Genomic DNA, 22,911 nt, shown 5'->3' on the forward strand with positions numbered 1-22,911 from the left:
AGCCTACTCATAAAAAAACTACAAGGTAGGTGTTAATTCAACTTTGCTGCGAGTTGTCGGCTGCTGCAAAACAGTTCTGGAGTCAGAGTATGTCTGATCTAACCAATAGCATGAAAGCGACCACGATGAATGTGTCGTCGGGTCAATCGAAAGCAACACAACAATCATCCAACACCAGTGTTGAAAACTCACCGGATAAATTGGGATTAAGTAATCCTGCATTTTGGTATAGCGGCGGTTTTATCGCGCTATTTGTTGCCTTAGCGCTCTACGATGGCGAGTTACTCTCTTCCATTGTTAATGCCGGCTTTGGTTGGTCTGTGGAGGTCTTCGGGCCTTACTGGCAAATCCTACTTCTTCTCACTTTTCTTATTGGTCTTGGTTTAGCTGCAGGTCGAACAGGCAAAGTGATTTTAGGTGGTACAACTCAGCCTGAAATGGATGCATTCCGTTGGATGGCCATTATCTTCTGTACGCTACTGGCTGGTGGCGGAGTGTTCTGGGCGGCAGCAGAGCCGATTGCTCACTATGTCAGCCCTCCCCCTCTGTATGGCGCGCAAGACAATCCGCAACAAGGGGCGGTCAACGCACTGTCGCAATCCTTTATGCACTGGGGTTTCCTTGCTTGGGCGATTGTCGGCAGTTTAACTTCGATTGTTGTGATGCATCTTCATTATGACAAGGGCTTACCACTGAAACCGCGCATTCTGCTTTATCCAGTATTGGGTGAAAGAGCGCTCAAAGGCCATACCGGCGCACTGATTGATGCGTGTTGTATTATCGCGGTTGCGGCGGGCACCATTGGTCCGATTGGCTTCTTAGGCTTGCAGGTTAGCTACGCGTTAAACGCTTTGTTTGATATTCCAGATGGCTTTACCACTCAGCTGATTATCATCCTTTTTGCGATTGCTCTTTACACACTTTCGGCGCTGAGTGGCTTAAACCGCGGCATGCAGCTGCTAAGTCGCTACAACGTGATCCTAGCTATCGCTCTGATGATTTATATCCTGCTATTTGGTCCAACGGACTTTATCTTCAATGGCTACATTCAAGGTGTCGGCAGTATGCTAGATAACTTCATTCCAATGGCGACTTATCGCGGTGATGAAGGTTGGTTGAGCTGGTGGACCGTATTCTTCTGGGGTTGGTTCTTAGGCTATGGGCCAATGATGGCTATCTTTATTGCCCGTATCTCTCGTGGCCGCAGCATTCGCCAAATCATCTCTACCATCAGTATTGTTGCGCCGTTAACTACCTGTTTCTGGTTCACTATTGTCGGTGGCTCTGGTCTTGCGTTTGAAATTGCTGAACCGGGCAGTGTGAGTAAAGCCTTTGAAGGGTTTAATTTGCCAGGCGCGCTATTGGCGGTCACTCAGCAGTTGCCTCTGCCGATGCTGGTTTCGATTTTATTCCTGATTCTCACCACGATTTTCATTGTGACCACAGGTGACTCAATGACTTACACCATCAGTGTGGTGATCAGTGGTGAAACAGAGCCGAATGCAATTGTTCGTACCTTCTGGGGTGTGGCAATGGGTATTACAGCGTTAATCCTTATCTCTTTAGGCTCAGGTGGAATCTCAGCCTTGCAATCTTTCATCGTGATAACTGCCGTTCCGGTGTCGCTGATTTTGCTGCCATCGCTTTGGAATGCTCCGCAAATCGCAATCAAGATGGCTAAAGAGCAAGGTCTATAAACAAATCCAATAACGATGAGCTTGTGTAGGACACTCCCCCTACACCTACACAAGCTCCAATTATTCTTACAATAAAAAATAGGTGGTGAGCAAAATGGATGCACATCGTTCTACTTACACTGAAAACCCGCTGCGTGATGCAGCCATCGTCATGGCTCCTGACAGGCTAGGTGCAATGCACCAAAACCGAATCAGCTTTGTACGCAGTTTGATTCGTAAAATGGCTCAGCAAGAGTGGCAAGTCACTAAGCATGACTGGCAACTGTGTCCACGCGGTTTTGGCCACGTGATCTACAAACTTGCGACACCAAATCACGTGTATCATTTAGTAGTATTTTGCGATGAGATCGCTGACGAAGAGCGCAATGATCGCGTTATTGCTGAAAAATGGGATGTAACCTTTGCCTTAGTAAAGGGCGATGTTGACGTTACGCTGCTCGAACAGTTAAGAGCGAATGTGCCGCTACAAGAAGCCGGTCGTAACCCAAATAATGTGTTGGTTTTAGCGCGTGCCAATAAGAGTGTTCGCGTGTTTGAGCATATTGTCAGTGCGTTGGCGAGTGGTGAACAACCAGAGCCTAAAGAGCTGGCTGAAGTGGGCTATATCCTCCGTACCACCGCGGTTTATGGAAACGGTAAATTTGGCATTGCTGATTTTAAGTTGCTGGAAGATAACCCAGACTTCAACCAGTCATTTAGCGCTCAAATGTGCGCGGTTTATATACTGCGTGAATTCAGCTTAGACTGGGTGCACTACTTAGCCGAGCAGCAAGGTGGTGAGAAAGCGATTGTGCTGCACAAAGGCTTGCAGCGTTACCTCGGGGTGGGCAATGCGACAGGCTTAGGTATGGCACCTTATCTTATTAATCACCCATGCATTGTCGATCAGTGGATGACATCAAGAGAGCGCGCAGTGGCCGAAGTGTTAGCGATGCCTTGTGACATGCAGTTTGAGCAACCTCTGAATACCTTGTTGGTCAAAGCCATGCGTCACTTAGAGCAGGTTGTTACCATCAATGAACATCAAGATCATTTGAATCAACAAGCGCTTAGCGATATTGAGTTGTTGATTGAACGTTTGCCGCAAGTGATGACTTGTGAGCCAAACTGGAGCGCAGTTCTCAAGCAAGCAGAGACCATGAGTTTGGAAGCCCAAGAAATCCTGACTTCATGTTTGCTTGAACTTTATCCGATGCTGGTGGATAAGTACGAAAATCAAATGAACACCAGTGAAACGCTTGCGATCCCTAGTGGAAAGAAGGTTGAAGAGCTGGTTAGCTTGATGAAGCAAAAATATCAGTGGGCAGTCGAAGCCGATTACTCGTTAAGCGAGAACAACTACTGGTTCTGGTATCGCTCACAAGATAAAGAAGAGCCAAGACTTGGTGTACGCGGTGAAGAAATCGGGGAAGAGCGAGAGCTACCATTAGATATTGGTCGACAAGCGAATCGTCTCTACTTGGCATTGACTCAATGCCCGCAAGAGATGAGTGTGGCGGAGTTCTTACTCCAGCATCCTCAATATCGTGCGATCACGCGTCGTGCTTGGACGCTAGGTTGCAGAGAAATGGGTGACATCCAAATGAATGTGTTGCGCCAAGATGCGCTGCCTATGCATCTGCTTCGCTGTAAACTAGCGGTGTTTGGTGCAACCAAGTTTGATCCTAGATCTGACCGTTGGGTGCGAGTGACTTTCTTCCAAGGCGCGCCGTTACTCGAAGAGATTAACGACCCTAACTACTGCGATACGTGGATTTTCCCAATTATGCCGAGCGCACAAGAAGTGGCTCAAAGTGATAATCAGACAATCAATGGAGGGATTGCATCATGATCGTGTCTCACAATGAACTGGTTGCAGCGGTCAACAAAGCCTTTCTGGGTATGCGTCGCCACTGTGGCGAAGCGGATGTGATTGCTAATATGGTTGCTGATCTACAGATGGTAGGACTCAGTGGTGTTAGGCATTTTAACAATGCCAGCCAGTTTCTTAGCCTAGACTCAGATTGTGCGGTTTCGATTCAGAATCACAAGCCGGGTCGTTTTGAGGTCGATTTTCATGGCGGTAGTGTTGCTTGTCATCTACCAGCTGTGTTGGATTTTGCTTTAGAGAATATGGTTGAATCCAAAGCGGTCACTATTACGCTTAAGCAGTGTCATAACCGCTGGTTAGCATACAGTGAACTGGTGCGATTGGCTGCGAAAGGCATAGCCTGCCGCGCGCAGTGGGTCAATGGAACCAGCCCGAAGCGCGCCTTGTACGTACTTAACCGTGGCTGCGTGGCACCAGAGGTTTTCTTCTCGGACCAATTAGCAAGCGATCATAGCGATTTCCACTCCATGACTATCGAGCTTGCGACACAAGACTTTGATGTTGCTGAGAGCTCCGAAGGCTATGCGATTCACATTGACAGTGCAGAGCTAAGCCGAGCACAAAAGAGCTCTTGGGAAGAGGGAATCTTCGTTGAGGACAGTGAGTGGGAAATGCTGAAGCAAACAGCGACCGTGTTCTTAGTTGAAAACAGTGCTCGCTCAATCCAGGGGGCGGGTGAGTTGGTTTAGCTGCACTTAATTGTTTGAAGAGGCTGCCTTGCGCAGCCTCTTTTTTTAGCTAGTTTTTTAAACCCAACATGGCTCCAAACAGCAGTAGCCCTGCGCCGCATACTTGATTGATTCGATGTTTGGCGCGTTGCAGATAGGCTTGCAGCTTCGGCGAAGTAAACAATATTGCGACTAAGGAAAACCAAACGCCATGCAGCGCAATCATATATCCGCCATAGACAATCGCAGGCCAGCTATTATCAGCATCAGGTGACATCACTTGGCTAAAAATACTTAAGAAAAATAACATGGTTTTTGGATTGAGTACGTTACATAGAAAGCCTTGCGAAAAGTAGCGCCAACTAGAGCTGTGCTGCTTGTGTGATAAGAGCACCTCTTGAGTTTCGCGCTTAGCAAAAATGCCCTTGAGTCCTAGGTAAATTAAGTAGGCGGCACCGACATAGCGCACCAAGTTAAATACCCACTGGTTTTGTGAGATTAGGTAACTGATGCCAAGCAAGGAGTACGCAATATGGACACAGATTGCGAGGCTAATCCCTATCGCTGTAGCAATGCCCGCTTTTCGGCCGCTATTTAAGCTGTTTTTTAAAACTAATACAAAATCAGCGCCTGGGCTGATGACGATTAACACTCCAAGAATGGCTAGGCTAAGTAGCTCCATTTAATTTCCCAATCTAGTTATTGTATGTGCTGATATTGTAGGGTTGATTTTGCTTGCCTATAATCGAAATGAATTCTGGCTATCTGTGAGAAAAAGTCACAAATGAGGCATCTTAAATCTTTTCATGTTTTTCATGTTGCGGCGCAATCGTCGAGCTATAGCGAGGCGGCGCAGCAGCTCAATATCACTCATGGGGCGGTGAGCAAACAGATCAAAGTATTAGAGGCTTATCTCAATCAAACTTTGTTTGTGAAGCATGGCCGGAATGTCTGTTTGACCAAAGAAGGTGAGTTATTAAAAGCCTATACCGAGCAAGCTTTCCACGCTCTGGAAACTGGCGTAGCCAAGCTGGCGCAGCAAAATCAGAATTGTTTAGAGGTGTCCTGCGAGCCAACATTAACCATGCGCTGGTTGATGCCGAGATTGGCGACTTTTAACGATACATTTTCTGCCGATGTGCGATTATCGACCGCGGGTGGCTCGGTGACGCTCGGTAGTTCAGGTCTGTCGATGGCGATTCGACGTGATGATTTTGAGGTTGAGCATAACTATCTGCAAACACCATTGGTGGAAGAGTGGGTTGGGCCTGTGATGTCCCCAGAATACTGGCAACAGATTAAACAAGACTTTAGCGCAGTTAAATTGCTTCACAGTCAAACTCGGCCAAAAGCGTGGTCGTTATGGGGAAAAGCCAGCGGCTTTGGCAACTTGCTTAGTCATGAACAGCAATCTTTTGCTCACTTCTATTTTGCTTTGCAAGCCTCGGTTGATGGCTTAGGTGCAACGATTGGCTCTTACCCACTGGTCGTTGATGATTTAGAGCGAGGTAATCTGATTGCCCCATTTGGCTTTGTTCAATCAGGCCACCGATACATGGTGCTCACAGAGCCAAGCAGTGTCAGCAATTTGGAGTCCAACTTCATTGAATGGCTTGCTGAACAAATGAAAAATTGTATTCCAAAGCAATAACATACCGGCATTTGCAGTCTATAGTCAGTAGAGAACTCTGATTAAAGGTGGTGTTATGCAGCAACAGATAGCGATTCAAGATCAGATCCCCAATAACCATTGTTATGGTTGTGGGAGCGAAAATGAACTGGGCTTACAAATCAAAAGCTATTGGCAATCAGAATCACAGGCGAGCTGTATGTTTACGCCTTCCCATCATCACTGCGCAGGCCCAACTCATTTTCTTAATGGCGGCATCATCTCAACCATCATTGATTGTCATTGTGTGTGTATGGCTATCGCCAAAGGTTATCAGATGCAAGGGCAAGAGGTGGGTGAAGGTGAGCCAGTATGGTTTGCCACTGGCAGCCTTAATGTTTCATTCTTAAAACCCGTTCCAATACACCAGAGCGTGCATCTAATCGCCAACATTGTTGAAGCATCAGCGAAGAAGATGGTTGTCGAGTGTGAGCTACATTCGCAGGGTGAGCTTTGCTGCAAAGCGGAAGTAGTGGCGGTAAAAGTGCCCAATGCTTGGTTTGGGGGAGATTAGTCTATCGTCTCCCCGAGTAATGGACAGATACTTCTAGCTGCTTGAATGCTCTTGGGGGCCGAGCATTACGTAAAGCCTTAGCATATCTTTGTGTTGAATTCCGTTTTCAAAAATTGGCTCTGGATAGTTGAGCAAAAAGTGATCCTTGAGTATAGAGTCAACGCGAAACCCCAAGCGTTGATAATAAGTAAGTTGATGTCCGAATGTACCAGTCCCTAACTCGACTCGATGAATTCCTTTAGTGGGGAGATCAGATAAGACAAATTTCAGTAACTTAGAGCCGATTCCACGCCCTTGATGCTCAGGATAAACGGCCACATTGAATACCTCAGCGAGAGTATTATCTAATGGTTTTACGATACAAGCACCGACAACCTTGTCACCCTCAAGAGCGGCGAAACACCAAGAACCAGACAAGTACGAAGAGATACTGGTTTCTGAAGGGTCGGCTTCAAGCAATAAACTGAACGGTATCGCTGTGCTTTTAACTTCGACTAATTTCATGTTCGCCCTAGCGTCTAGTTTAAATTTCTCTAAGGTGATTTAACGGCGCCCAGGCTAGCTCTGCGGAATCACCTAGCTTGCTGCCCCATATCCATCCATTTAGTTCGTATTCCTTCTCTAGAATCTCGCCAACAACTAAATGGTGCTCTTTGGCCACGTAGTCGTTAAGAACTGTTACTTCATTGTGTTCGAAGGTAAGTAGTTGCTTGGGTACCCATCCTTCTTTGTTAGTGCCTCGACAAAATACCCAATTTGGCCAGTCTCCGTCTGGGTTAGACTCTTCTACATATTGCAGCTTTTCGCCTTTTACTATGTGAATCGGGGATTCAGGCGCTTCTTGATAATCCTTAATGACTTTGTATCTCATCGTAAACTCTACCTTGTAAAAGCGTATGTCGCTGTAATGGTTATCCTGCTCTGGCACCGTTAGGCACTTCTTTTTCGGGGCAGGCGAGGCAAGGTTGTAATTTGTCTTCATAACCAATATCAAACAACATTCCTTGAGACACTTCACCCGCCATTTTTCTTTCTGGAAGGTTGACGACAAACAACGCTTGTTTGCCTTTGATCTCTTTGGGATTTTCACGTTCTTGTTTGATGCCCGCTAAAATCGAGCGCGTGTGGTCACCAAAGTCGACATGAAGTTTCATGAGTTTGTCAGACTTCTTTACTTCAGACACTTCTAAAATCAGGCCAACACGAATATCGATTTTTGCAAAATCATCAAAGGTGATTTCATCTTTAATTGGAGCATGTTTCATAGACTAGTCCTCAGTTTTTGAGTCCTATGCCGAGAGCATAGGAATCGGTTGTTTTTATGATTTACCCAAGTAGGGATTCAAAAAGTTGCTTACTTGCTCTCGGCAAAGCCCTACCTCTACCTTGATGCCTGCTTCTTCGAGAATGGAGATACCTTTACCGTTATTACGCGAGTCAGGATCAAGGAGTGAAACCACGACATGTTTGATACCTGAGCTCACCAATGTTTGTGCACAGGCAGGAGTTCTCCCCACAAAAGAGCAAGGCTCCAAGGTTACATAGGCGGTCACTTGCTCCAATGAACCTTGATACCCATTTAATGCCTCAACTTCGGCGTGATTTCCGCCTAACGCTTGCGTGAATCCTTCAGATATTACTATGCCATCTTTCACTAAAACGCAGCCTACAGGCGGATTTGGAATACAAGCGGGTAATGCTTTTCTTGATATTTCTAACGCTCTAAGCATATATTTTTCTGACATTTGCCCGATGCCTCTATCTCTTTTATCGCGGGAGCTTAGGTGGTAATTTCAGTACAAATAACCACCATATAATGCCGTCTTTCATTCCTCACTTCAATTTGTAATCAATGAGTTATGGCTGATTTGTGACGGCTGGTTTGTCTTGTTTGCTACTGGTAATTTGTGGGCCACTTCGAGCTTATTTAGGAACCATATTCGCTCGAAGGGCTAAATGGAGTGGACTTATTTCATAGAATGTTCAGACCGAACACATCCTTTACATCAAATAAGGTTTGAGCTGTTTTCTCTCTGGAAATTTCGCTGCCCGTGGTCAGAATTTCAATGAGCTGAGCTTTGTCGTTTAAGTACATGGCTCGCTTTTCTCGAATTGGTCTTAGCATTTCCTGTAAGCACTCTTCTAGGATTTTCTTGGTTGTGCCATCACCCAGCCCACCCTTTTGATAATGTGCTTTCAACTCGGCTATGTAATTGGAGTCTGAGTGAAAGGCATCTAGGTATGTAAAAACGACATTCCCTTCGATACTCCCTGGGTCTTCAACTCGAAGGTGATTTGGGTCGGTGTACATAGATTTAACTGCAGCGCTAATTTCCTTCTCTGAGGCGCCTAGGTTAATAGCGTTGCCCATGCTTTTGGACATCTTATTTTTCCCATCTGTACTTGGCAATCTCGAGGCATTTGAGAGTAGAGGTTTACACTCATTAAGAACTGTTTTTTCTGCTAATACGTTGATTTTCCTCACGACTTCATTGGTTTGCTCAAGCATAGGTAGTTGGTCATCTCCAACCGGAACTAATGTTGCGTTAAATGCGGTGATATCGGCAGCTTGGGAAATCGGGTAGGTGAGAAATCCGGCAGGTAGTGAGCGTTGAAACCCTTTGCTTTGGATTTCACTTTTTACAGTTGGGTTTCTTTCTAACCTGGCGATGGTAACTAAGTTACTGTAGTACATGGTCAGTTCAGCTAAGGCTGGCAACTGTGACTGCAGGCAGATGGTCGTTTGCGAAGGGTCGATACCAACAGCGAGATAATCTGCGACCACGTTGAGAATGTTAGAAGATACCTTACTTGGGTTGTGCGCATTGTCAGTCAGACCTTGCATATCGGCTACAAGGATAGTTTGGTCATGGCGAGATTGCAGCTCGACTCGCTGTTTTAAAGATCCGACATAGTGGCCAAGATGCAGTGGGCCAGTTGCTCGATCGCCAGTTAGAATAATTTCTCTTTGATTGGTTTTTTGTTCGGTGTTCATGTGTATCTCCTAGATAAATAGATCGCTACTGGAGATACAAAAGAGAGAACAATCTTAGCTACCTTCCAGCAGCATAAGAATGTGAGAATTCCGCGCCGCTCTATTTAGAGCGCCACCAGAAGTTGAATGATGTAGGTGCGATTGTGTTTTGCATGTCTCCAATCTAACAAGAACGATTTTCGAAAACAATGGTTAATATGTTAATGGGCGAAATCGGTTTACACCGATCTGAGAATAACGAAAGCGCTTAACGCTTTCGCTATTGGGAAGGGGAGAAAAGGCCTATGTGTTTGAGTTACAGCTTATCGGCAGACACAGTTTTGATTGTCGGCCAGTTGCTGTTGGCATCTTGGATAAAGCCTTGAGTGTCTTCTAACCAGCGCTTCTGGACGCTCTTATCAAGGTTTAAATAGAGTTTGCCATCTTCAACTTTCCAAGCTTCAGGGTCGGTATCAAACTTCTTACCCATCGCCACGCCAAATGCACAGTAGCCACCGTATTGTGGCGCATAAGCTTGTGGGTCTGCTTTAAACTGGTCTCGGTTTTCACTGCTGGCAAAATGATAAATCGCATTTTTATAAGTTGCGGTGAATTGAGGTTTCCCTTGTACCGCGCCTTCTTCTGTAAAGTAAGCGACTGGGTCATAGCCCTTGATAGCGAGATCGTTGGCATCTACGCTCATATCGATGTCAGCCGCCATTAGTGAAAAACTGGTTCCAAGCATTGCAGCCATTAAGGTCAGTTTCTTTCCTGTCGATTTAGTGTGAGACATAACAAGCTCCTTGTCTGTGTTGAGTTATCTCTTGTGAATAAATTAGCTCACCTCTCCGGTCTATAGAGGGACTAAAAACCGAAAAAGTACGCGAATCGTCCGGAGGTAACATGGACTTGCTTTCTCAGCTGATGGAGCACTTCTCAATACGAACAGGGGTGTTTCACTCAGGACACCTATGTGGCATTTCTTCATTTAAAGAGCGCAAGGTTAATCAAGGCCACTTGCACGTTTTAAATCGTGGAGATTTAAAGCTATCTCATGCTGATGATAAAACGCAGATATTTACTCAACCATGCGTGATTTATCTGCCTAATAGTGCCCCGCACTCTATTGAAGCGGTGGGGGAAAGTACGGAGCTTGTCTGCGCCAACGTTGAGTATCGCGCTGGGAAAGTGAACCCGCTGCTATCGGCTTTGCCTGAAGTTATCGTGATTCCGTTTGATGCGTCACCTGGTTTGACTTCCGTTATGGGGATGCTGTTCAGGGAGTCCAGTACAGTAAGTGTTGGTCAACAGTTTTTAATGGATACTTTAAGCGATACGCTAATGGCGCTGATTTTCCGTCATCTTATTGAAGCGCAGAAAATTGAACAGGGCTTGTTTGCGGCTTTGGCCCATCCACGTTTAGAGTCTGTTGTTAGCTCTGTGCATCAGCTTCCCGCTCGCCATTTTCAAATTGCAGAAATGGCTTCGTTAGCTGCAATGTCTCGTAGCCAGTTCACTGAAACGTTTAAACAGGTAGTAGGGGAGACTCCAGGTGACTATGTACAGAAATGGAGGATTTCAGTTGCTCAATCACTATTATTGCAAAGCAAGCCGCTCAATTGGGTTGCTGACGAAGTAGGCTATAGTAGCTACTCGGGTTTTGCTCGTGCATTCCAGCATGTATCGGGCATGTCGCCAAGACAATGGTTACAAGATCGAGCGAGCTAGAATGGCGGCTTTTTGATATATTTAGAGTGCTATTGTTTGCTCTGCTCTCTTTCACAATGCGTGATTGTTTCACTTGTTACTATTCGATTTCTCGTGAATTGAGCCATTTAAACGTTTACTTGGGAAGATAGGCATGAAAAAGGTGGACTTTATGAAGTCGTTGTTCCATTCTGCCGCTCCAAATTCATTCAACCTAATCAATGAGACGAAGTGCCTGCTGAACATTTAATCAGCCTCCCGTATCTCATTAAGTAGTAAGGAGTTCAACTTGAACCTATTTGTAAGAGATCTTACCGTTATCGATTCTTCATACATTTGCGAACACCGAGGAGTCGTAGGAGATAGTTGGATTTTAGACGTCACCATGTCTGGTGAGCTTAATGAGATGAGTATGGTGCTGGATTTTGGTCGTGTTAAAAAGCAGATCAAACACCTTGTCGATGAATTTGTTGATCACCGCCTCCTCGTACCTATGAAAAGCGCTGCGATTGTGTATCAGCCAAGCAAAGCGGGCTATTCGACACTCGATGTATTACGTGGTGAAAAAAGCATCCATCTTCACTGTCCTGATGAAGCCTACTGCCTAATTGATGCTGACAAGATTACGATTGAAAGCATCACCAAGCACGTGTATGACATCCTTCGTGACAACCTGCCTAGTAATGTAACCGGTATTGAGATTACGCTCCGCCATGAAAATATCACTGGCGCGTTTTATCACTATACTCATGGGCTTAAAAAGCACGACGGCAACTGTCAGCGTATTGCCCATGGTCATCGATCCCCGGTTGAAATATTGGTTGATGGTCAACGCGATAGTGAGCGCGAAGCAGCGTTCGCACAGCGTTGGGAAGATATTTACTTGGGTTCACAAGAAGACCTAACGACGGTGGGTAAGCTGGCTTTGAGCAACAGAGCAAGTTCAATCTCCGACGACAGTCACTTTGCATTTTGTTATGAAGCGCCTCAAGGTAAGTTTGAGCTCGCAATTGCAAAAAGCGAGACTGAGATTCTACCGACGGACACTACGGTTGAGTTGCTTGCGGGTTATATTGCCGACCAAGTAAAACCGACTCTAGAAGCTGAACAGTCACTACAAATTATTGCTTATGAAGGTGTTGGCAAAGGTGCTATGGCATTTCGCTAAACTTCATTGAAGGCTATCTCACGTATAGAAAAGGGTAAGCCACCAAACGGCTTACCCTTTGTCTTTTTGTTAGAGCGTTAAACCTCGGCGATCTCAGTCTTTGGCTTGGGCGTTGACCATTTAATAATCGCTCTTAGGTTCATGGAGAAAAAAATAATATTAGCGATGATCATTGCCACGCTTCCAGTGAGGTAGCCTACCAGCACCCAACTCGTATTTCCGCACATCATTAAAACGAAACCAATTTTGTTTTTGTTTCCTATCTGCCAAATAGCAAGAAACGTTAGCACCATTGCGATCCAATCAATGCCATAATACTGAAAGTACTCCACTTTCCCTCCTTGTGTGAGTGTGCAGTTTTAGAATGATTAGAGGCACTTAGATTTGTTCAGCCCAAAGTGGCTCTTTAGGTTAGGTTGTCGTTGATGGTTTTCTTTCCGCACTGTTCGCAAATACTATGGCGCGAGAAATCGTCCATACTCGCTTCAAAAGCACCGACAGCAGCACTTTTAATAAACCCATTTAGAAAGTCTTTTACCTTATTGGGTTTTGGGTCGTCACGAACCAGCACAACAATGTGTGTGGTTTGTTCATCACATTGCTTGCAGTAGCTAACTTCTTTGTTTGTGATCATCAGGTATCCAGCCTTTATTACCTTTGTTTATCGGTAAGCTAGCAAATAATCATCTCTTTTATATCTAAAGCGATCACAACTCGATAGGAACTTGTTAGGGTCTTTTATCATTATCAAATCGTCATAAATTTGGCCAAAAAATCAAATACCAAACGTACTCTTTTACTTGTGTGTAATTCGCGATGGCTAACTAACCAAGCGTCAATCTCGAACGGCTCAAAGTGATCTCTAAATGCGATGCGTAAATCCGGGCTGGATTGAGCAATATGCTCCGGAAGTAGAATCAAAGAGCGAGTATGTTGTACTAGTTGCCACTGTACCAATTGGTTATTGCACACCACAGTGAATGGATTATGTTTGAGTAACCAATGTGATCGTTTGAGATGCTGCGTTAAGTGATCTCCGTAGTCAAAACCGATGATTTGTACGTTGGCGACCTCATTGGGTGACTTATCTTCAAAGCTGTTTACCAAATCTTTGTGCCCGTAGAGATAAACCGTCTCTCGACCGATTCTCTTCGCGATCAGGTCTAGGTCAGTTGGCCTTTGGTAACGCAAGGCGATGTCGGCTTCACGTCGCTTAAGATCACTCACCTGATTGGAGACGATAAGCTCGATATCTATATTTGGCGCTAGCTCTTTGAGTTGATTCACAAGCGGTGGAAAACGGAAAAAGGCGTCGAGTTCAGTGAGAGAAATACTCACTTTACCTGCAATGTTTTCACCTTGGCTGAGTGCAGTTAGCAGTACCTGATTGGCAGACTCCGCCATTTGGCTAACATGTTGATAGAGTTTTTGACCGCTCTCGGTAAGAACAAGTTTTTTACCAACCCGCTCAAAGAGTGTTAGTTTTAGCTCTTGCTCAAAGGCTGCAATTTGACGTCCCAAGGTGGGTTGGCTCATATTCAAGGCTCTACCCGCTGCAGAGAACGAACCTTCTTCGGCAACAACGAGGAACGACCTAGCATGATTCCAGTCAAACTGAATGTGTTTCCAATCCATGGCGTACTCTAAATCCATTCAATAATGAATGATTGTTATACATGTTTGGTTAATTTCCAAACGATTTTGAATTGTTAAACTGATTGCTCACGTTATACAAAAAGGAAGTGACGATGAAAGTAGTGGTTTTAGGCGCAACAGGAGCAACAGGGCGTTTGGTTGTGGCACAGCTATTGGACGCTGAATGCCAAGTTACAGCCTTGGTCAGACATACCGATGTTTTGACCGATCATCCGCGTTTGACGCAGATTACTAGCACTGCTTTGACGATAGAAAGCGATGAGATGAAATCGATCCTTGCCAAGAGCGATGCTGCGATATGTTGCTTAGGCCATAATCTCACTTTGCAAGGTGTATACGGTGCGCCGCAGATGCTAGTTCGCGATAGCCTAAAGCGGGTAATATCTCTTATCAACGAATCAAGAGAGCAGCCATTTAAGCTCGTGCTAATGAGTTCTACGGGCGTGCGCAATATGGCACTTAAAGAGCCAGCTAAGCCATTAGAGCAGTCAATTAATCTAATACTTCGTTGGTTGCTCCCTCCACATAGAGATAACGAAAACTCTGCCAAGTTACTGCAACGTTTTGGGTCCCAAAAGCGATTTCTTGAGTGGGTAATGGTGCGTCCAGATACGCTGATCGATAAGTCTGAAGTGAGTGAGTACTCTTGGCATCCTAGCCCAGTAAGTAGTCCGCTGTTTGATGCCAAGGAAACTAGCCGAATCAATGTTGCTAATGCCTTGTGTCGATTGGTTCTTGACGACAAATTATGGAGGGAATGGCGAGGCAAAACGCCCGTAGTTTATAATCAAGCGTAACCACCCTCCCAACTGCAAAAATCATGGCCAATTGAGCGAAGTATTAAATGCATGACAGAGTAACAGTAAGTTACTCTGTCTATTGAACGTTACTTGGATTTAATCGCCCGTCATCACTGTCCCCACTTTTTATTCTTTGATTGTTAGTAACTTAGGTGGCAAACGCGTTCTCCTAGTTTATCAATGCACTCAGCGCTTTTGTAAAAGTGCCTCGTAATAATGACAACATGTGTGTGCGAGGATTTTATGCGCTTAAAGAAATTTAGTGTTTTGCATCACAATAATACGTCTTGTTGATTATTGATTAATCAATTACTACTTTTTTATTAATAGCTGAAAATCACTAGGGGCTAGCTTTGAAAAGGTTAAAGGTCGTATTTCTTGTTCAGGTTATCATTGCCCTGACTCTAGTTTTACTTGTGTCTGCATTCATCAAGTATCAGAACTTTAAAGAGAATCTCCATCAAGAGCTGCAGCAGTCGGTCGAGAATACCACGCAGCGAATGATGATTAGTTTGCCTAAGTCTGTTTGGGATTTCGATTTAGATGCCGCGAAAGTTTCAATCATTGCTGAGCTGAATCTTGCGGAAATTTCGGCAATTCAGTTAATTGATAATGAGGGTAATGATCTGTTGTTCTTGACCCAGCAGCAGGTTAATGACGCGCGGGAGACAATTGATGTAAAAGATCGCGAAGCCTTTGAGGTAGAGAGTAGTCTTAGTGCCAATCTAGTTTTTGTTGATTATGGCGAAGAAAATGACGTAGGTAAGGTCGTCGTTTACTTTGATACCCATGCATTAGATACCAAGCTGGCAGCTTCTCTCAGAACCAACATTGTAGAGCTCTTGGTACTCGACATTATTATTTCAATCGTAATTGTTTTAGCGCTTTCTATGACAGTGATTCGCCCAATAGCGCAGCTGACCGAAGTTATAAAAGACTTGGCATCGGGAGATGGGGATTTAACGAATAAACTGGCGCCAGCAAGGTATCGAGAATTTGCGGAAATAACTGATGGCATCAACAGTTTTACTGAGTCCCTCCGTGTCATTGTCCAGGGAGTGAATCATTCTTCAGAATCACTTGGCGAAAAAGCCCAAGCTAATGGCGCGACTGCGAAGATGAATGCTGAAAAATTGGAGTCGCAAAAGCATCAATTGGCCACCGTAGCTGCTGCTGCGACTGAGCTCAACCACTCGGTTTCAACCGTCGCTGATACGGCTTCCGAAACGGCAGAACAAGCGCATACCGCTACATCACTGGCTTCAAATGTGAACTCTGCGATTGAGAATTCCGCCAGTGACATCATCAACATGCGCGAAGAGATGAATCATGTAAATGCTGAAATGCATATATTGATTGATGAAGGCGAGAAGATCACAACCGTTCTTAATGTTATCAATGATATTTCGGAGCAAACCAACTTATTGGCCCTTAATGCAGCGATTGAAGCTGCCAGAGCAGGAGAACAAGGGCGCGGGTTTGCTGTCGTGGCAGATGAAGTGCGTAATCTTGCTGTTAAAACCAGCGAATCAACAGAACAAATTCAAAAGAATATCTCCGCATTGGGAGCTGCAACCAAATCGGTTGAAGATGAGCTTACTCGCATTGCAACGCTCCTAGAACAGACCGCCTCCCGAGTGAGTGAGTCACAAAGCTCAGTTGGAGAAGTGCAAAGCCTAATTTCAATCATCTCGGATAGAAGTGGTCAAATCTCACAAGCCACTGATGAGCAAAGAATGGCGGTTGAAGAGATAAGCCGAGCGATTGTAGAAGCATCAGAAGCGACGAATGACGTTTCTGAAGGGGCCACACAGAATGCAAAACGAACGGAAGAGGTACTTAGCTTAAGCCAGCAAATAGCGAATCATATGGCGAAATTCCGTACTTAGGTATATCAAACAGAGGACATGTTATGAGAAATATCCTATTGGTGGTGAGCACAATACTGCTTTCTTTTGTGACTCATGCTGCGACGATAACGGCTGCACAAGATCCTTGGGCTCCGTTTGTACAAAAAGATAAAGCCAACCCTGGAGTATCGGTCGAGATAATCACCGAAGCGTTCAAAACTCAGGGTCATAGCGTTGAGTTTAAAATTATGCCTTGGACTCGTGCATTAAACGAAGTTAAAAGTGGCAAGGTTGATGTGCTGGTGGCGACTTGGTTTACCAATGAGCGCACATCGTATCTTAAGTACAGTGATCCCTACCTAGAAAATTCACTGAAGTTCATTAAACGTAAAGGGGATGGATTTGAATACAACGGTATGGACAGTTTGTCCGGTAAAACGGTTGGTATTATTAGGAACTATGGCTACGGTGATGAGTTTTTAGCTGCAAAAAATTTCAAAAAACCTGAAGCGAATGATTTAGTGGCTAACGCGAAAAAGCTGATGGCAAAGCGTATTGATCTGACGTTGGAAGATGAGTTGGTGGCGAAATCAACGTTATCTGGTGCGGGAATGAATTTGGCGGACTTTGAATTTACGAGTAATGCCTTGTCGGTCAATCCATTACATGTCACTGTCGGTCTGGCCAACCCCAAACATATGCAGTACATCGAGGCGTTTAACAAAGGGTTAGCTGAGATAAGATCTAATGGGACTTTTGACAGCATTTTGGCTAAGTATGGCATTAAGTGATGGAGCAATGTTGGAGAATCAGTTTGTCGTAGATGTTTATTGAATACACAAATAAATAGATTGGTGGCGGTATAGAGTACCTAGCCTCAAAGAAGGCTAGGTACTCAGAGTAGATGCTAAATATAAATGAGTTTTGCAACGAAAATGATCGTCAGAATGTACATAGAGATTGATACATCTTTGGTCTTACCGGTCGCGACTTTAAGTACTGTGTAAGTGATAAAGCCTAGTGCAATACCATTCGCGATTGAGAAGGTCAATGGCATCATCAGTGCAGTGATTGCAGCAGGCGCGCCGTTAGTGAAGTCTTTCCAATCGACATGCTGCATACTGCTCATCATTACGAAAGCTACGTAAATCAGTGCACCCGCAGTCGCATACGCAGGGATCATACCTGCTAGTGGTGATAGGAAAATAGCAGCTAAGAATAGCGCAGCAACAACAATAGCAGATAAACCGGTACGAGCACCGGCTGCAACACCCGCCGCACTTTCTACGTAACTTGTGACTGGTGGACAACCGACACATGCGCCGGCCACACTTGAGATAGAATCGGCTTTTAACGCCTTGCTAAGCCCTTCAATTTTACCCGTTTCTTTGTTCACTAGATGCGCACGCTCTGCAACACCCATTAGGGTTCCGGCAGTATCGAACATGTTAACGAATAGGAAAGCCAAGATAACGCTGACCATTGAGATGTTAAATGCACCTGCAATATCCATCGCCATAAAGGTTGGGGCAATGCTTGGTGGAGCCGCAAAGAAGCCATTGTACTGAACTAGACCTAGCATCATGCCAACCACCGTGACACTCAAAATACCGATAAGCACCGCGCCAAACACTTTGCGCTCGCTGAGCACTGCAATGATTAAAAACGCGATTGCAGCGAGCATGGCATCAGGTTTGGTGAAGTCACCAAGGGAGACCAATGTTGCTGGGTTTTCAACGACGATACCAGCCGTTTTAAGGCCGATAAGACCAAGAAACAGACCAACACCTGCAGTCATTGAGTAACGTAAGCTGACTGGAATACTCTCAATAATCCACTGGCGGACTTTATAAAAGCTCATCCCGACGAAGAGAATACCTGACAGGAATACCGCGCCTAGCGCCACTTCCCAGCTGTAACCCATTTCGCTAACCACAGTAAAAGAGAAGAAAGCATTGAGGCCCATACCTGGCGCTAGACCGACAGGCCAGTTGGCAAATAATCCCATCAGTAAACAACCAATGGCAGCGCCAATACAGGTTGCAACAAACACAGCTCCGGAGTCCATTCCCGATGCGGCCATGATTTGAGGGTTAACAAAAATGATGTATGCCATGGTGGCAAAAGTGGTGAGCCCCCCGATCATTTCATTTTTTACACTGGTTCCATGTGCTTTCAGTTTAAAAAAACGTTCAAGAAAGCCGCCCGATTGACTTTCTTCATTCAGCACTTCTGCTTTGCTTTCATTCATGTCAGCAAGTCCTTTTGTTTGGTGTTTCAGAAATTGAATACCACGCTCTGCATTAGGGTGTTGTTGTACTCATAGGTACTTTTGCAGATTCCAATTCTCCCGATTGATTTGTATTGACGTTGTTAGGTTTGAAGTTTTAGCTGCCGCGATAAGTTGAAAAGCTGTATGGCGAGACAAGCAAAGGGACGTGATAGTGTGCACCTTCGTCAGCTAAACCAAATCTGATAACGACATCGTCTAAAAACGGTACGTCATCGAGTTTGATCTCTTGGCGTTGATAATAGTCAGCGACATAGAATACCAATTGGTATTTACCGATTCTAAAATCCTCTCCCTCAAGTACAGGTTCATCCGTACGGCCATCAGAGTTCGTGGTGACAGTTTTCACTTTGGTAAGGTTGTCGCCTTCAATGCGGTACAGCTCAACCCGTATGTCTGACCCGGGTACACCGTGCATTGTATCCAATACATGTGTGGTTAATTTGCCCATATTCATCATTTGCGCCCAGCGCTCTCCTTAGCGTGTGTTGAATTTAAATTGTATACATTGGAGTGTTGTTTTTCACTTCGATAACTATATATGTACACAAAATATGCAGAGAGTAAAGCTTGTTGTTATAATTTTGTTACTGGTTGAATTTGAGTTTTCTTAGATTTGTGACGCTGATTTAGATGTGTTCTTTGGTGTTTTGGTTGCTAAGTTGTTGAATAATAACTTGGCGTCAATGTTAATTAACTTTAGCAACAAAATCTTTACATTGAGATATTTTATTGTATACAATGATTTTAGAAGATTTAGATTGGCACCTATGGATTGTGCTTAGATTTAAGGAGAGCCTGAATGGATAAGGATTATTCACGAGATCTAATTGGTTATGGGGCGAATCCTCCTCACCCCAAGTGGCCTGGTGGAGCTCGTGTCGCTGTGTCGTTTGTATTGAACTACGAAGAAGGCGGAGAACGTTGCCTTTTACACGGGGATGATGAGTCCGAAGCCTTTCTATCTGAGATTCCAGCCGCACAGCCAATTAAAGGTGAGCGCCATATCAGCATGGAATCCATATACGAATACGGTAGCCGCGCAGGAGTATGGCGTGTACTTAAGTTGTTTGATGAATACGAAATCCCACTGACGGTGTTTGCTGTCGCGATGGCAATTGAACGTCATCTGGACGTTGCACAAGCGATGGTTCAAGCGGGTCATGAGATCTGTAGCCACGGTTATCGCTGGATTGACTACCAATACATGGATGAGTCACAAGAGCGTGATCACATGATGAAAGCAATTGAGATCATCAAACAGGTGACAGGCGAACGACCTTTAGGTTGGTACACAGGTCGTACTGGCCCGAATACCCGCCGAATTGTCGCGGAAGAAGGTGGCTTTCTTTACGACTCGGATGCGTATGACGATGACTTACCTTATTGGCACACCGAAACAGGTAAGCCACAACTGGTCATCCCTTACACCTTAGACGTTAATGACATGCGTTTTGCTACGGTGCAAGGTTTTAACTCCGGTGAGCAGTTCTATCAATACCTTAAAGACACCTTTGATACGTTGTATGCCGAAGGTGAAACAGCGCCAAAAATGATGTCAGTCGGTTTGCACTGTCGCCTGATTGGTCGCCCGGGGCGTATCGCCTCACTGAAACGCTTTTTAGATTACGTAAAACAGCACGATGATGTTTGGCTATGTCGCCGTGTTGATATCGCTCGTCATTGGCACGAGAACCACCCATACACACCACAAGAGGAGAAATAATATGACTGAATTTCGTTTTTGCAAACCATCACAGATGGCACGTTCGGAATTTGTCTCTCACTTTGGTGATGTGTATGAGCACAGCCCATGGGTCGCAGAATCGGTCTACGATCAAGGGCTTAGCGAACAAGATAATTTTGTTGCGAATTTGCATCTAAGAATGGCGGAAGCGCTGCTGGATGCAGAGAAAGCAAAGCAACTTGCACTTATTAATGCTCACCCTGATTTAGCTGGGCGAGCAGCAATCAACGGTGAACTCACAGCGGCATCGACTGCTGAACAGGCTGGTGCTGGTATCGATCAGTGCAGCGCTGAAGAGTTCGAAAAATTCACTACGTACAACGACAGTTACAAACAACGCTTCAACTTTCCCTTCATCATGGCAGTGAAAGGGGCCAATCGTTACCAAATTCTTGAATCGTTCGAGAAGCGATTAGGCAATGATAGTGACACTGAGTTTGCTACTGCGATCCAGGAAATCAATAAGATTGCCCTGTTTCGCTTACGAGATATGTAAGTCACGGAGAGGTCGACTGTCTCGTTTTAACATCTAGTAGATGTTGATATCCAAAATAGTTGGAGTTGTAGCTAGGCGACAAGTCAATTCATCCCTATGAGCATAGGGGCTCTATGAGATTAGGGTGAATTGACGCAGGCAACAACGCTACAGCTTCAAATATGAAGGATATGGCGCTCGATAAGAGCTTACTCATAAACCTATTTTTGAATAATTGGAAGGATAAAGGAAATGTCCTTAGACTTTGAACAATACATTAATCTTGCTGACGATAAACTAGGCGCAGAGGCTATCTACGCTACTGACGATTTCTTTGCTGATAAAAGCCGCCTACTGCGCCGTGAAGCGCCAGAGTGGAAAGACGATTTATACGATGATAACGGCAAGTGGATGGATGGCTGGGAAAGTCGCCGTAAGCGTGGCGAAGGTTACGATTATTGTGTGATTCGCCTTGGCTTAGCTGGCACGATTGCTGGCGTTGATATCGACACTTCTTTCTTTACGGGTAACTTCCCACCGTCAGCGTCAATCGATGCATGTTATTCACCAGACGGTGACCCAACGGACGCGACAGAGTGGCAAGAGATCCTGCCATCAATGAGTCTTCAAGGTGACCATCATCATCTAGAAGAAATTGCTAGCGAAGACGTATTTACTCACTTACGTCTAAATATCTACCCTGATGGTGGCGTGGCACGTCTACGTGTTTACGGTCGTCCGAGTGTGGATTGGGATCGCGTAGACCCACAACAGCAAGTTGACTTAGCCGCTGTTGAAAATGGTGGTCGTGCACTGGCATGTAGTGACGAGCACTACGGCAACAAATCAAACATCCTTGGTCCTGGCCGTGGTGAGAACATGGGTGATGGTTGGGAAACCGCACGTCGCCGTACTCCAGGTAATGACTGGGTGATTGTTGCGCTGGGTAACGCAGGTAACGTTGATCGCGTCGTGGTTGATACCGCGCACTTCAAAGGTAACTTCCCAGATAGCTGTTCAATTCAGGCAGCGTATGTGAAAGGTGGAACAGACGACCAAGTCGCGACACAAAGCTTGTTCTGGCGTGAACTGTTACCGGCGCAAAAGCTTAAAGCTCACGATATTCACGAGTTTACCTCAGAGGTCAATGACCTAGGTGCCATCACGCACGTTCGCCTGAATATTTTTCCTGATGGTGGTATTAGCCGTCTGCGTTTGTTTGGCACAAAAGCGAAATAAGCGAGGGGACGATTATGAGCAATGGAATTCGCCGTTTAGCAATCGAGCCCTTAACCAAACAAGCCTTTGCTGAGTTTGGTGATGTGATTGAAGTGGAGAACAGTGACTACTTCATGATCAACAATGGTTCGACTCGTCGTTACCACAAACTGGCCAAGACGGATGTGCAAGATCAAGGTGGTGAAGCCATCATCAGCATCTTTCAAGCAACGCCGCTTAGCTACCCGTTAACGATTTCAATGCTAGAACGTCATCCACTAGGGTCACAGGCATTTGTTCCATTGCTTGGTCAACCGTATCTCATTGTTGTTGCTCCCAAAGGAGACAACCCATCACTGCAAAATTGCCGTGCGTTTTATAGTAATGGCCGCCAAGGTGTTAATTACCACAAAGGCGTTTGGCACCACCCAGTACTTGCGTTGACCGATCAAGACCAGTTCCTGATCGTTGACCGTGGCGGTGAAGGGCATAACTGTGATGAAGTCTTCTTTGAAGCCGATTTGGTTTCACTACACTTAGAAGATATTCCGGCGAGTAACAGACAGGAAGTAATGCTCTCTGAGTAGAGTGCTGTAAGAAGGAATTTA

The 22,911-nt window shown here is 45.2% G+C and carries 26 protein-coding genes; 14 read left to right on the forward strand and 12 right to left on the reverse strand.

The features are described from left to right. The first annotated feature begins 89 nt into the window (after nucleotides 1–89). From AC4MRV_RS00835 to AC4MRV_RS00845, 3 genes are all read left to right on the forward strand, one after another. The gene (locus AC4MRV_RS00835; protein ID WP_491185517.1) at nucleotides 90–1,697 is read left to right on the forward strand and encodes a BCCT family transporter; all 1,608 of its coding nucleotides are present in this window, start codon (nucleotides 90–92) and stop codon (nucleotides 1,695–1,697) included. 94 nt (nucleotides 1,698–1,791) lie between these two features. Next, nucleotides 1,792–3,528: a hypothetical protein gene (locus tag AC4MRV_RS00840; protein WP_491185518.1), complete on the forward strand. Its 1,737-nt coding sequence runs from the start codon at nucleotides 1,792–1,794 to the stop codon at nucleotides 3,526–3,528. Continuing rightward, the gene (locus AC4MRV_RS00845) at nucleotides 3,525–4,256 is read left to right on the forward strand and encodes a DUF3726 domain-containing protein (RefSeq protein WP_491185519.1); all 732 of its coding nucleotides are present in this window, start codon (nucleotides 3,525–3,527) and stop codon (nucleotides 4,254–4,256) included. The genes AC4MRV_RS00840 and AC4MRV_RS00845 overlap by 4 nt, the downstream gene beginning before the upstream one ends. Nucleotides 4,257–4,305: 49 nt before the next feature. Here AC4MRV_RS00845 and AC4MRV_RS00850 read toward each other — a convergent pair whose 3' ends face one another. Beyond that, a complete protein-coding gene (locus AC4MRV_RS00850) occupies nucleotides 4,306–4,917 on the reverse strand; it encodes a LysE family translocator (protein WP_491185520.1) in 612 nt (203 codons plus the stop codon). A gap of 102 nt (nucleotides 4,918–5,019) precedes the next feature. Between AC4MRV_RS00850 and AC4MRV_RS00855 the strand changes: the two genes are divergently transcribed. Then, nucleotides 5,020–5,886: a LysR family transcriptional regulator gene (locus AC4MRV_RS00855; protein WP_491185521.1), complete on the forward strand. Its 867-nt coding sequence runs from the start codon at nucleotides 5,020–5,022 to the stop codon at nucleotides 5,884–5,886. Nucleotides 5,887–5,941: 55 nt separating this feature from the next. Continuing rightward, complete coding sequence (locus AC4MRV_RS00860) at nucleotides 5,942–6,418, forward strand: PaaI family thioesterase (protein WP_491185522.1); 477 nt, start codon at nucleotides 5,942–5,944, stop codon at nucleotides 6,416–6,418. 33 nt (nucleotides 6,419–6,451) lie between these two features. Here AC4MRV_RS00860 and AC4MRV_RS00865 read toward each other — a convergent pair whose 3' ends face one another. The 6 genes from AC4MRV_RS00865 to AC4MRV_RS00890 all read right to left on the reverse strand — a co-directional run bounded on the left by AC4MRV_RS00865 (nucleotide 6,452) and on the right by AC4MRV_RS00890 (nucleotide 10,185). Further along, on the reverse strand, nucleotides 6,452–6,922 hold the full coding sequence (locus AC4MRV_RS00865; RefSeq protein ID WP_491185523.1) for a GNAT family N-acetyltransferase: 471 nt from the start codon (nucleotides 6,920–6,922) through the stop codon (nucleotides 6,452–6,454). 19 nt (nucleotides 6,923–6,941) lie between these two features. Next, on the reverse strand, nucleotides 6,942–7,289 hold the full coding sequence (locus tag AC4MRV_RS00870; protein WP_491185524.1) for an SH3 domain-containing protein: 348 nt from the start codon (nucleotides 7,287–7,289) through the stop codon (nucleotides 6,942–6,944). Between the two features lie 40 nt (nucleotides 7,290–7,329). Continuing rightward, nucleotides 7,330–7,683 (reverse strand): tRNA-binding protein, encoded by a 354-nt coding sequence (locus AC4MRV_RS00875; protein WP_491185525.1) that lies wholly within the window; start codon nucleotides 7,681–7,683, stop codon nucleotides 7,330–7,332. 54 nt (nucleotides 7,684–7,737) lie between these two features. Beyond that, complete coding sequence (locus AC4MRV_RS00880) at nucleotides 7,738–8,163, reverse strand: bifunctional diaminohydroxyphosphoribosylaminopyrimidine deaminase/5-amino-6-(5-phosphoribosylamino)uracil reductase RibD (protein ID WP_491185526.1); 426 nt, start codon at nucleotides 8,161–8,163, stop codon at nucleotides 7,738–7,740. A 227-nt stretch (nucleotides 8,164–8,390) separates the two neighbouring features. After that, the gene (gene trpS / locus AC4MRV_RS00885; protein ID WP_491185527.1) at nucleotides 8,391–9,413 is read right to left on the reverse strand and encodes a tryptophan--tRNA ligase; all 1,023 of its coding nucleotides are present in this window, start codon (nucleotides 9,411–9,413) and stop codon (nucleotides 8,391–8,393) included. Between the two features lie 295 nt (nucleotides 9,414–9,708). Further along, nucleotides 9,709–10,185, reverse strand: a complete 477-nt coding sequence (locus AC4MRV_RS00890; protein ID WP_491185528.1) for a YHS domain-containing (seleno)protein — start codon at nucleotides 10,183–10,185, stop codon at nucleotides 9,709–9,711. A 110-nt stretch (nucleotides 10,186–10,295) separates the two neighbouring features. On the opposite strand from AC4MRV_RS00890, the gene AC4MRV_RS00895 reads away from it, so the two are divergent. Together AC4MRV_RS00895 and AC4MRV_RS00900 are read left to right on the forward strand one after the other, a co-directional pair. Continuing rightward, on the forward strand, nucleotides 10,296–11,120 hold the full coding sequence (locus AC4MRV_RS00895) for an AraC family transcriptional regulator (protein ID WP_491185529.1): 825 nt from the start codon (nucleotides 10,296–10,298) through the stop codon (nucleotides 11,118–11,120). Nucleotides 11,121–11,388: 268 nt separating this feature from the next. Next, nucleotides 11,389–12,267 carry a 6-pyruvoyl trahydropterin synthase family protein gene (locus AC4MRV_RS00900; RefSeq protein WP_491185530.1) on the forward strand — a complete coding sequence of 293 codons (879 nt, stop codon included), beginning with the start codon at nucleotides 11,389–11,391 and terminating at the stop codon, nucleotides 12,265–12,267. Between the two features lie 77 nt (nucleotides 12,268–12,344). Here the strand turns inward: AC4MRV_RS00900 and AC4MRV_RS00905 are convergent, their stop codons facing one another. From AC4MRV_RS00905 to AC4MRV_RS00915, 3 genes are all read right to left on the reverse strand, one after another. Then, entirely contained in the window at nucleotides 12,345–12,599 is a 255-nt protein-coding gene (locus AC4MRV_RS00905; RefSeq protein ID WP_491185531.1) for a PnuC protein, read from the reverse strand. A gap of 74 nt (nucleotides 12,600–12,673) precedes the next feature. Then, nucleotides 12,674–12,901, reverse strand: coding sequence for a hypothetical protein (locus AC4MRV_RS00910; RefSeq protein ID WP_491185532.1), 228 nt, complete (start codon nucleotides 12,899–12,901; stop codon nucleotides 12,674–12,676). A 113-nt stretch (nucleotides 12,902–13,014) separates the two neighbouring features. Next, nucleotides 13,015–13,902, reverse strand: coding sequence for a LysR family transcriptional regulator (locus AC4MRV_RS00915; protein WP_491185533.1), 888 nt, complete (start codon nucleotides 13,900–13,902; stop codon nucleotides 13,015–13,017). Between the two features lie 113 nt (nucleotides 13,903–14,015). Between AC4MRV_RS00915 and AC4MRV_RS00920 the strand changes: the two genes are divergently transcribed. The 3 genes from AC4MRV_RS00920 to AC4MRV_RS00930 all read left to right on the forward strand — a co-directional run bounded on the left by AC4MRV_RS00920 (nucleotide 14,016) and on the right by AC4MRV_RS00930 (nucleotide 17,364). Then, nucleotides 14,016–14,720 carry an NAD(P)-dependent oxidoreductase gene (locus AC4MRV_RS00920; RefSeq protein ID WP_491185534.1) on the forward strand — a complete coding sequence of 235 codons (705 nt, stop codon included), beginning with the start codon at nucleotides 14,016–14,018 and terminating at the stop codon, nucleotides 14,718–14,720. 356 nt (nucleotides 14,721–15,076) lie between these two features. Beyond that, complete coding sequence (locus tag AC4MRV_RS00925) at nucleotides 15,077–16,612, forward strand: methyl-accepting chemotaxis protein (protein ID WP_491185535.1); 1,536 nt, start codon at nucleotides 15,077–15,079, stop codon at nucleotides 16,610–16,612. Between the two features lie 23 nt (nucleotides 16,613–16,635). Next, entirely contained in the window at nucleotides 16,636–17,364 is a 729-nt protein-coding gene (locus AC4MRV_RS00930; protein WP_491185536.1) for a transporter substrate-binding domain-containing protein, read from the forward strand. A gap of 116 nt (nucleotides 17,365–17,480) precedes the next feature. Here AC4MRV_RS00930 and AC4MRV_RS00935 read toward each other — a convergent pair whose 3' ends face one another. After that, nucleotides 17,481–18,824, reverse strand: coding sequence for an NCS2 family permease (locus AC4MRV_RS00935; protein ID WP_491185537.1), 1,344 nt, complete (start codon nucleotides 18,822–18,824; stop codon nucleotides 17,481–17,483). A 136-nt stretch (nucleotides 18,825–18,960) separates the two neighbouring features. Further along, nucleotides 18,961–19,314: a hydroxyisourate hydrolase gene (uraH, locus tag AC4MRV_RS00940; protein WP_491185538.1), complete on the reverse strand. Its 354-nt coding sequence runs from the start codon at nucleotides 19,312–19,314 to the stop codon at nucleotides 18,961–18,963. A 351-nt stretch (nucleotides 19,315–19,665) separates the two neighbouring features. Between uraH and puuE the strand changes: the two genes are divergently transcribed. The 4 genes from puuE (at nucleotide 19,666) to AC4MRV_RS00960 (ending at nucleotide 22,890) form a co-directional block, all read left to right on the forward strand. Continuing rightward, on the forward strand, nucleotides 19,666–20,589 hold the full coding sequence (gene puuE / locus AC4MRV_RS00945) for an allantoinase PuuE (RefSeq protein WP_491185539.1): 924 nt from the start codon (nucleotides 19,666–19,668) through the stop codon (nucleotides 20,587–20,589). Between the two features lies 1 nt (nucleotide 20,590). After that, entirely contained in the window at nucleotides 20,591–21,106 is a 516-nt protein-coding gene (gene uraD / locus AC4MRV_RS00950) for a 2-oxo-4-hydroxy-4-carboxy-5-ureidoimidazoline decarboxylase (protein WP_491185540.1), read from the forward strand. 231 nt (nucleotides 21,107–21,337) lie between these two features. Further along, nucleotides 21,338–22,324 carry an allantoicase gene (alc, locus tag AC4MRV_RS00955; RefSeq protein WP_491185541.1) on the forward strand — a complete coding sequence of 329 codons (987 nt, stop codon included), beginning with the start codon at nucleotides 21,338–21,340 and terminating at the stop codon, nucleotides 22,322–22,324. A gap of 14 nt (nucleotides 22,325–22,338) precedes the next feature. Continuing rightward, the gene (locus tag AC4MRV_RS00960; RefSeq protein WP_491185542.1) at nucleotides 22,339–22,890 is read left to right on the forward strand and encodes an ureidoglycolate lyase; all 552 of its coding nucleotides are present in this window, start codon (nucleotides 22,339–22,341) and stop codon (nucleotides 22,888–22,890) included. Nucleotides 22,891–22,911: the final 21 nt, after the last annotated feature.

It is taken from the genome of Vibrio sp., assembly GCF_984391705.1.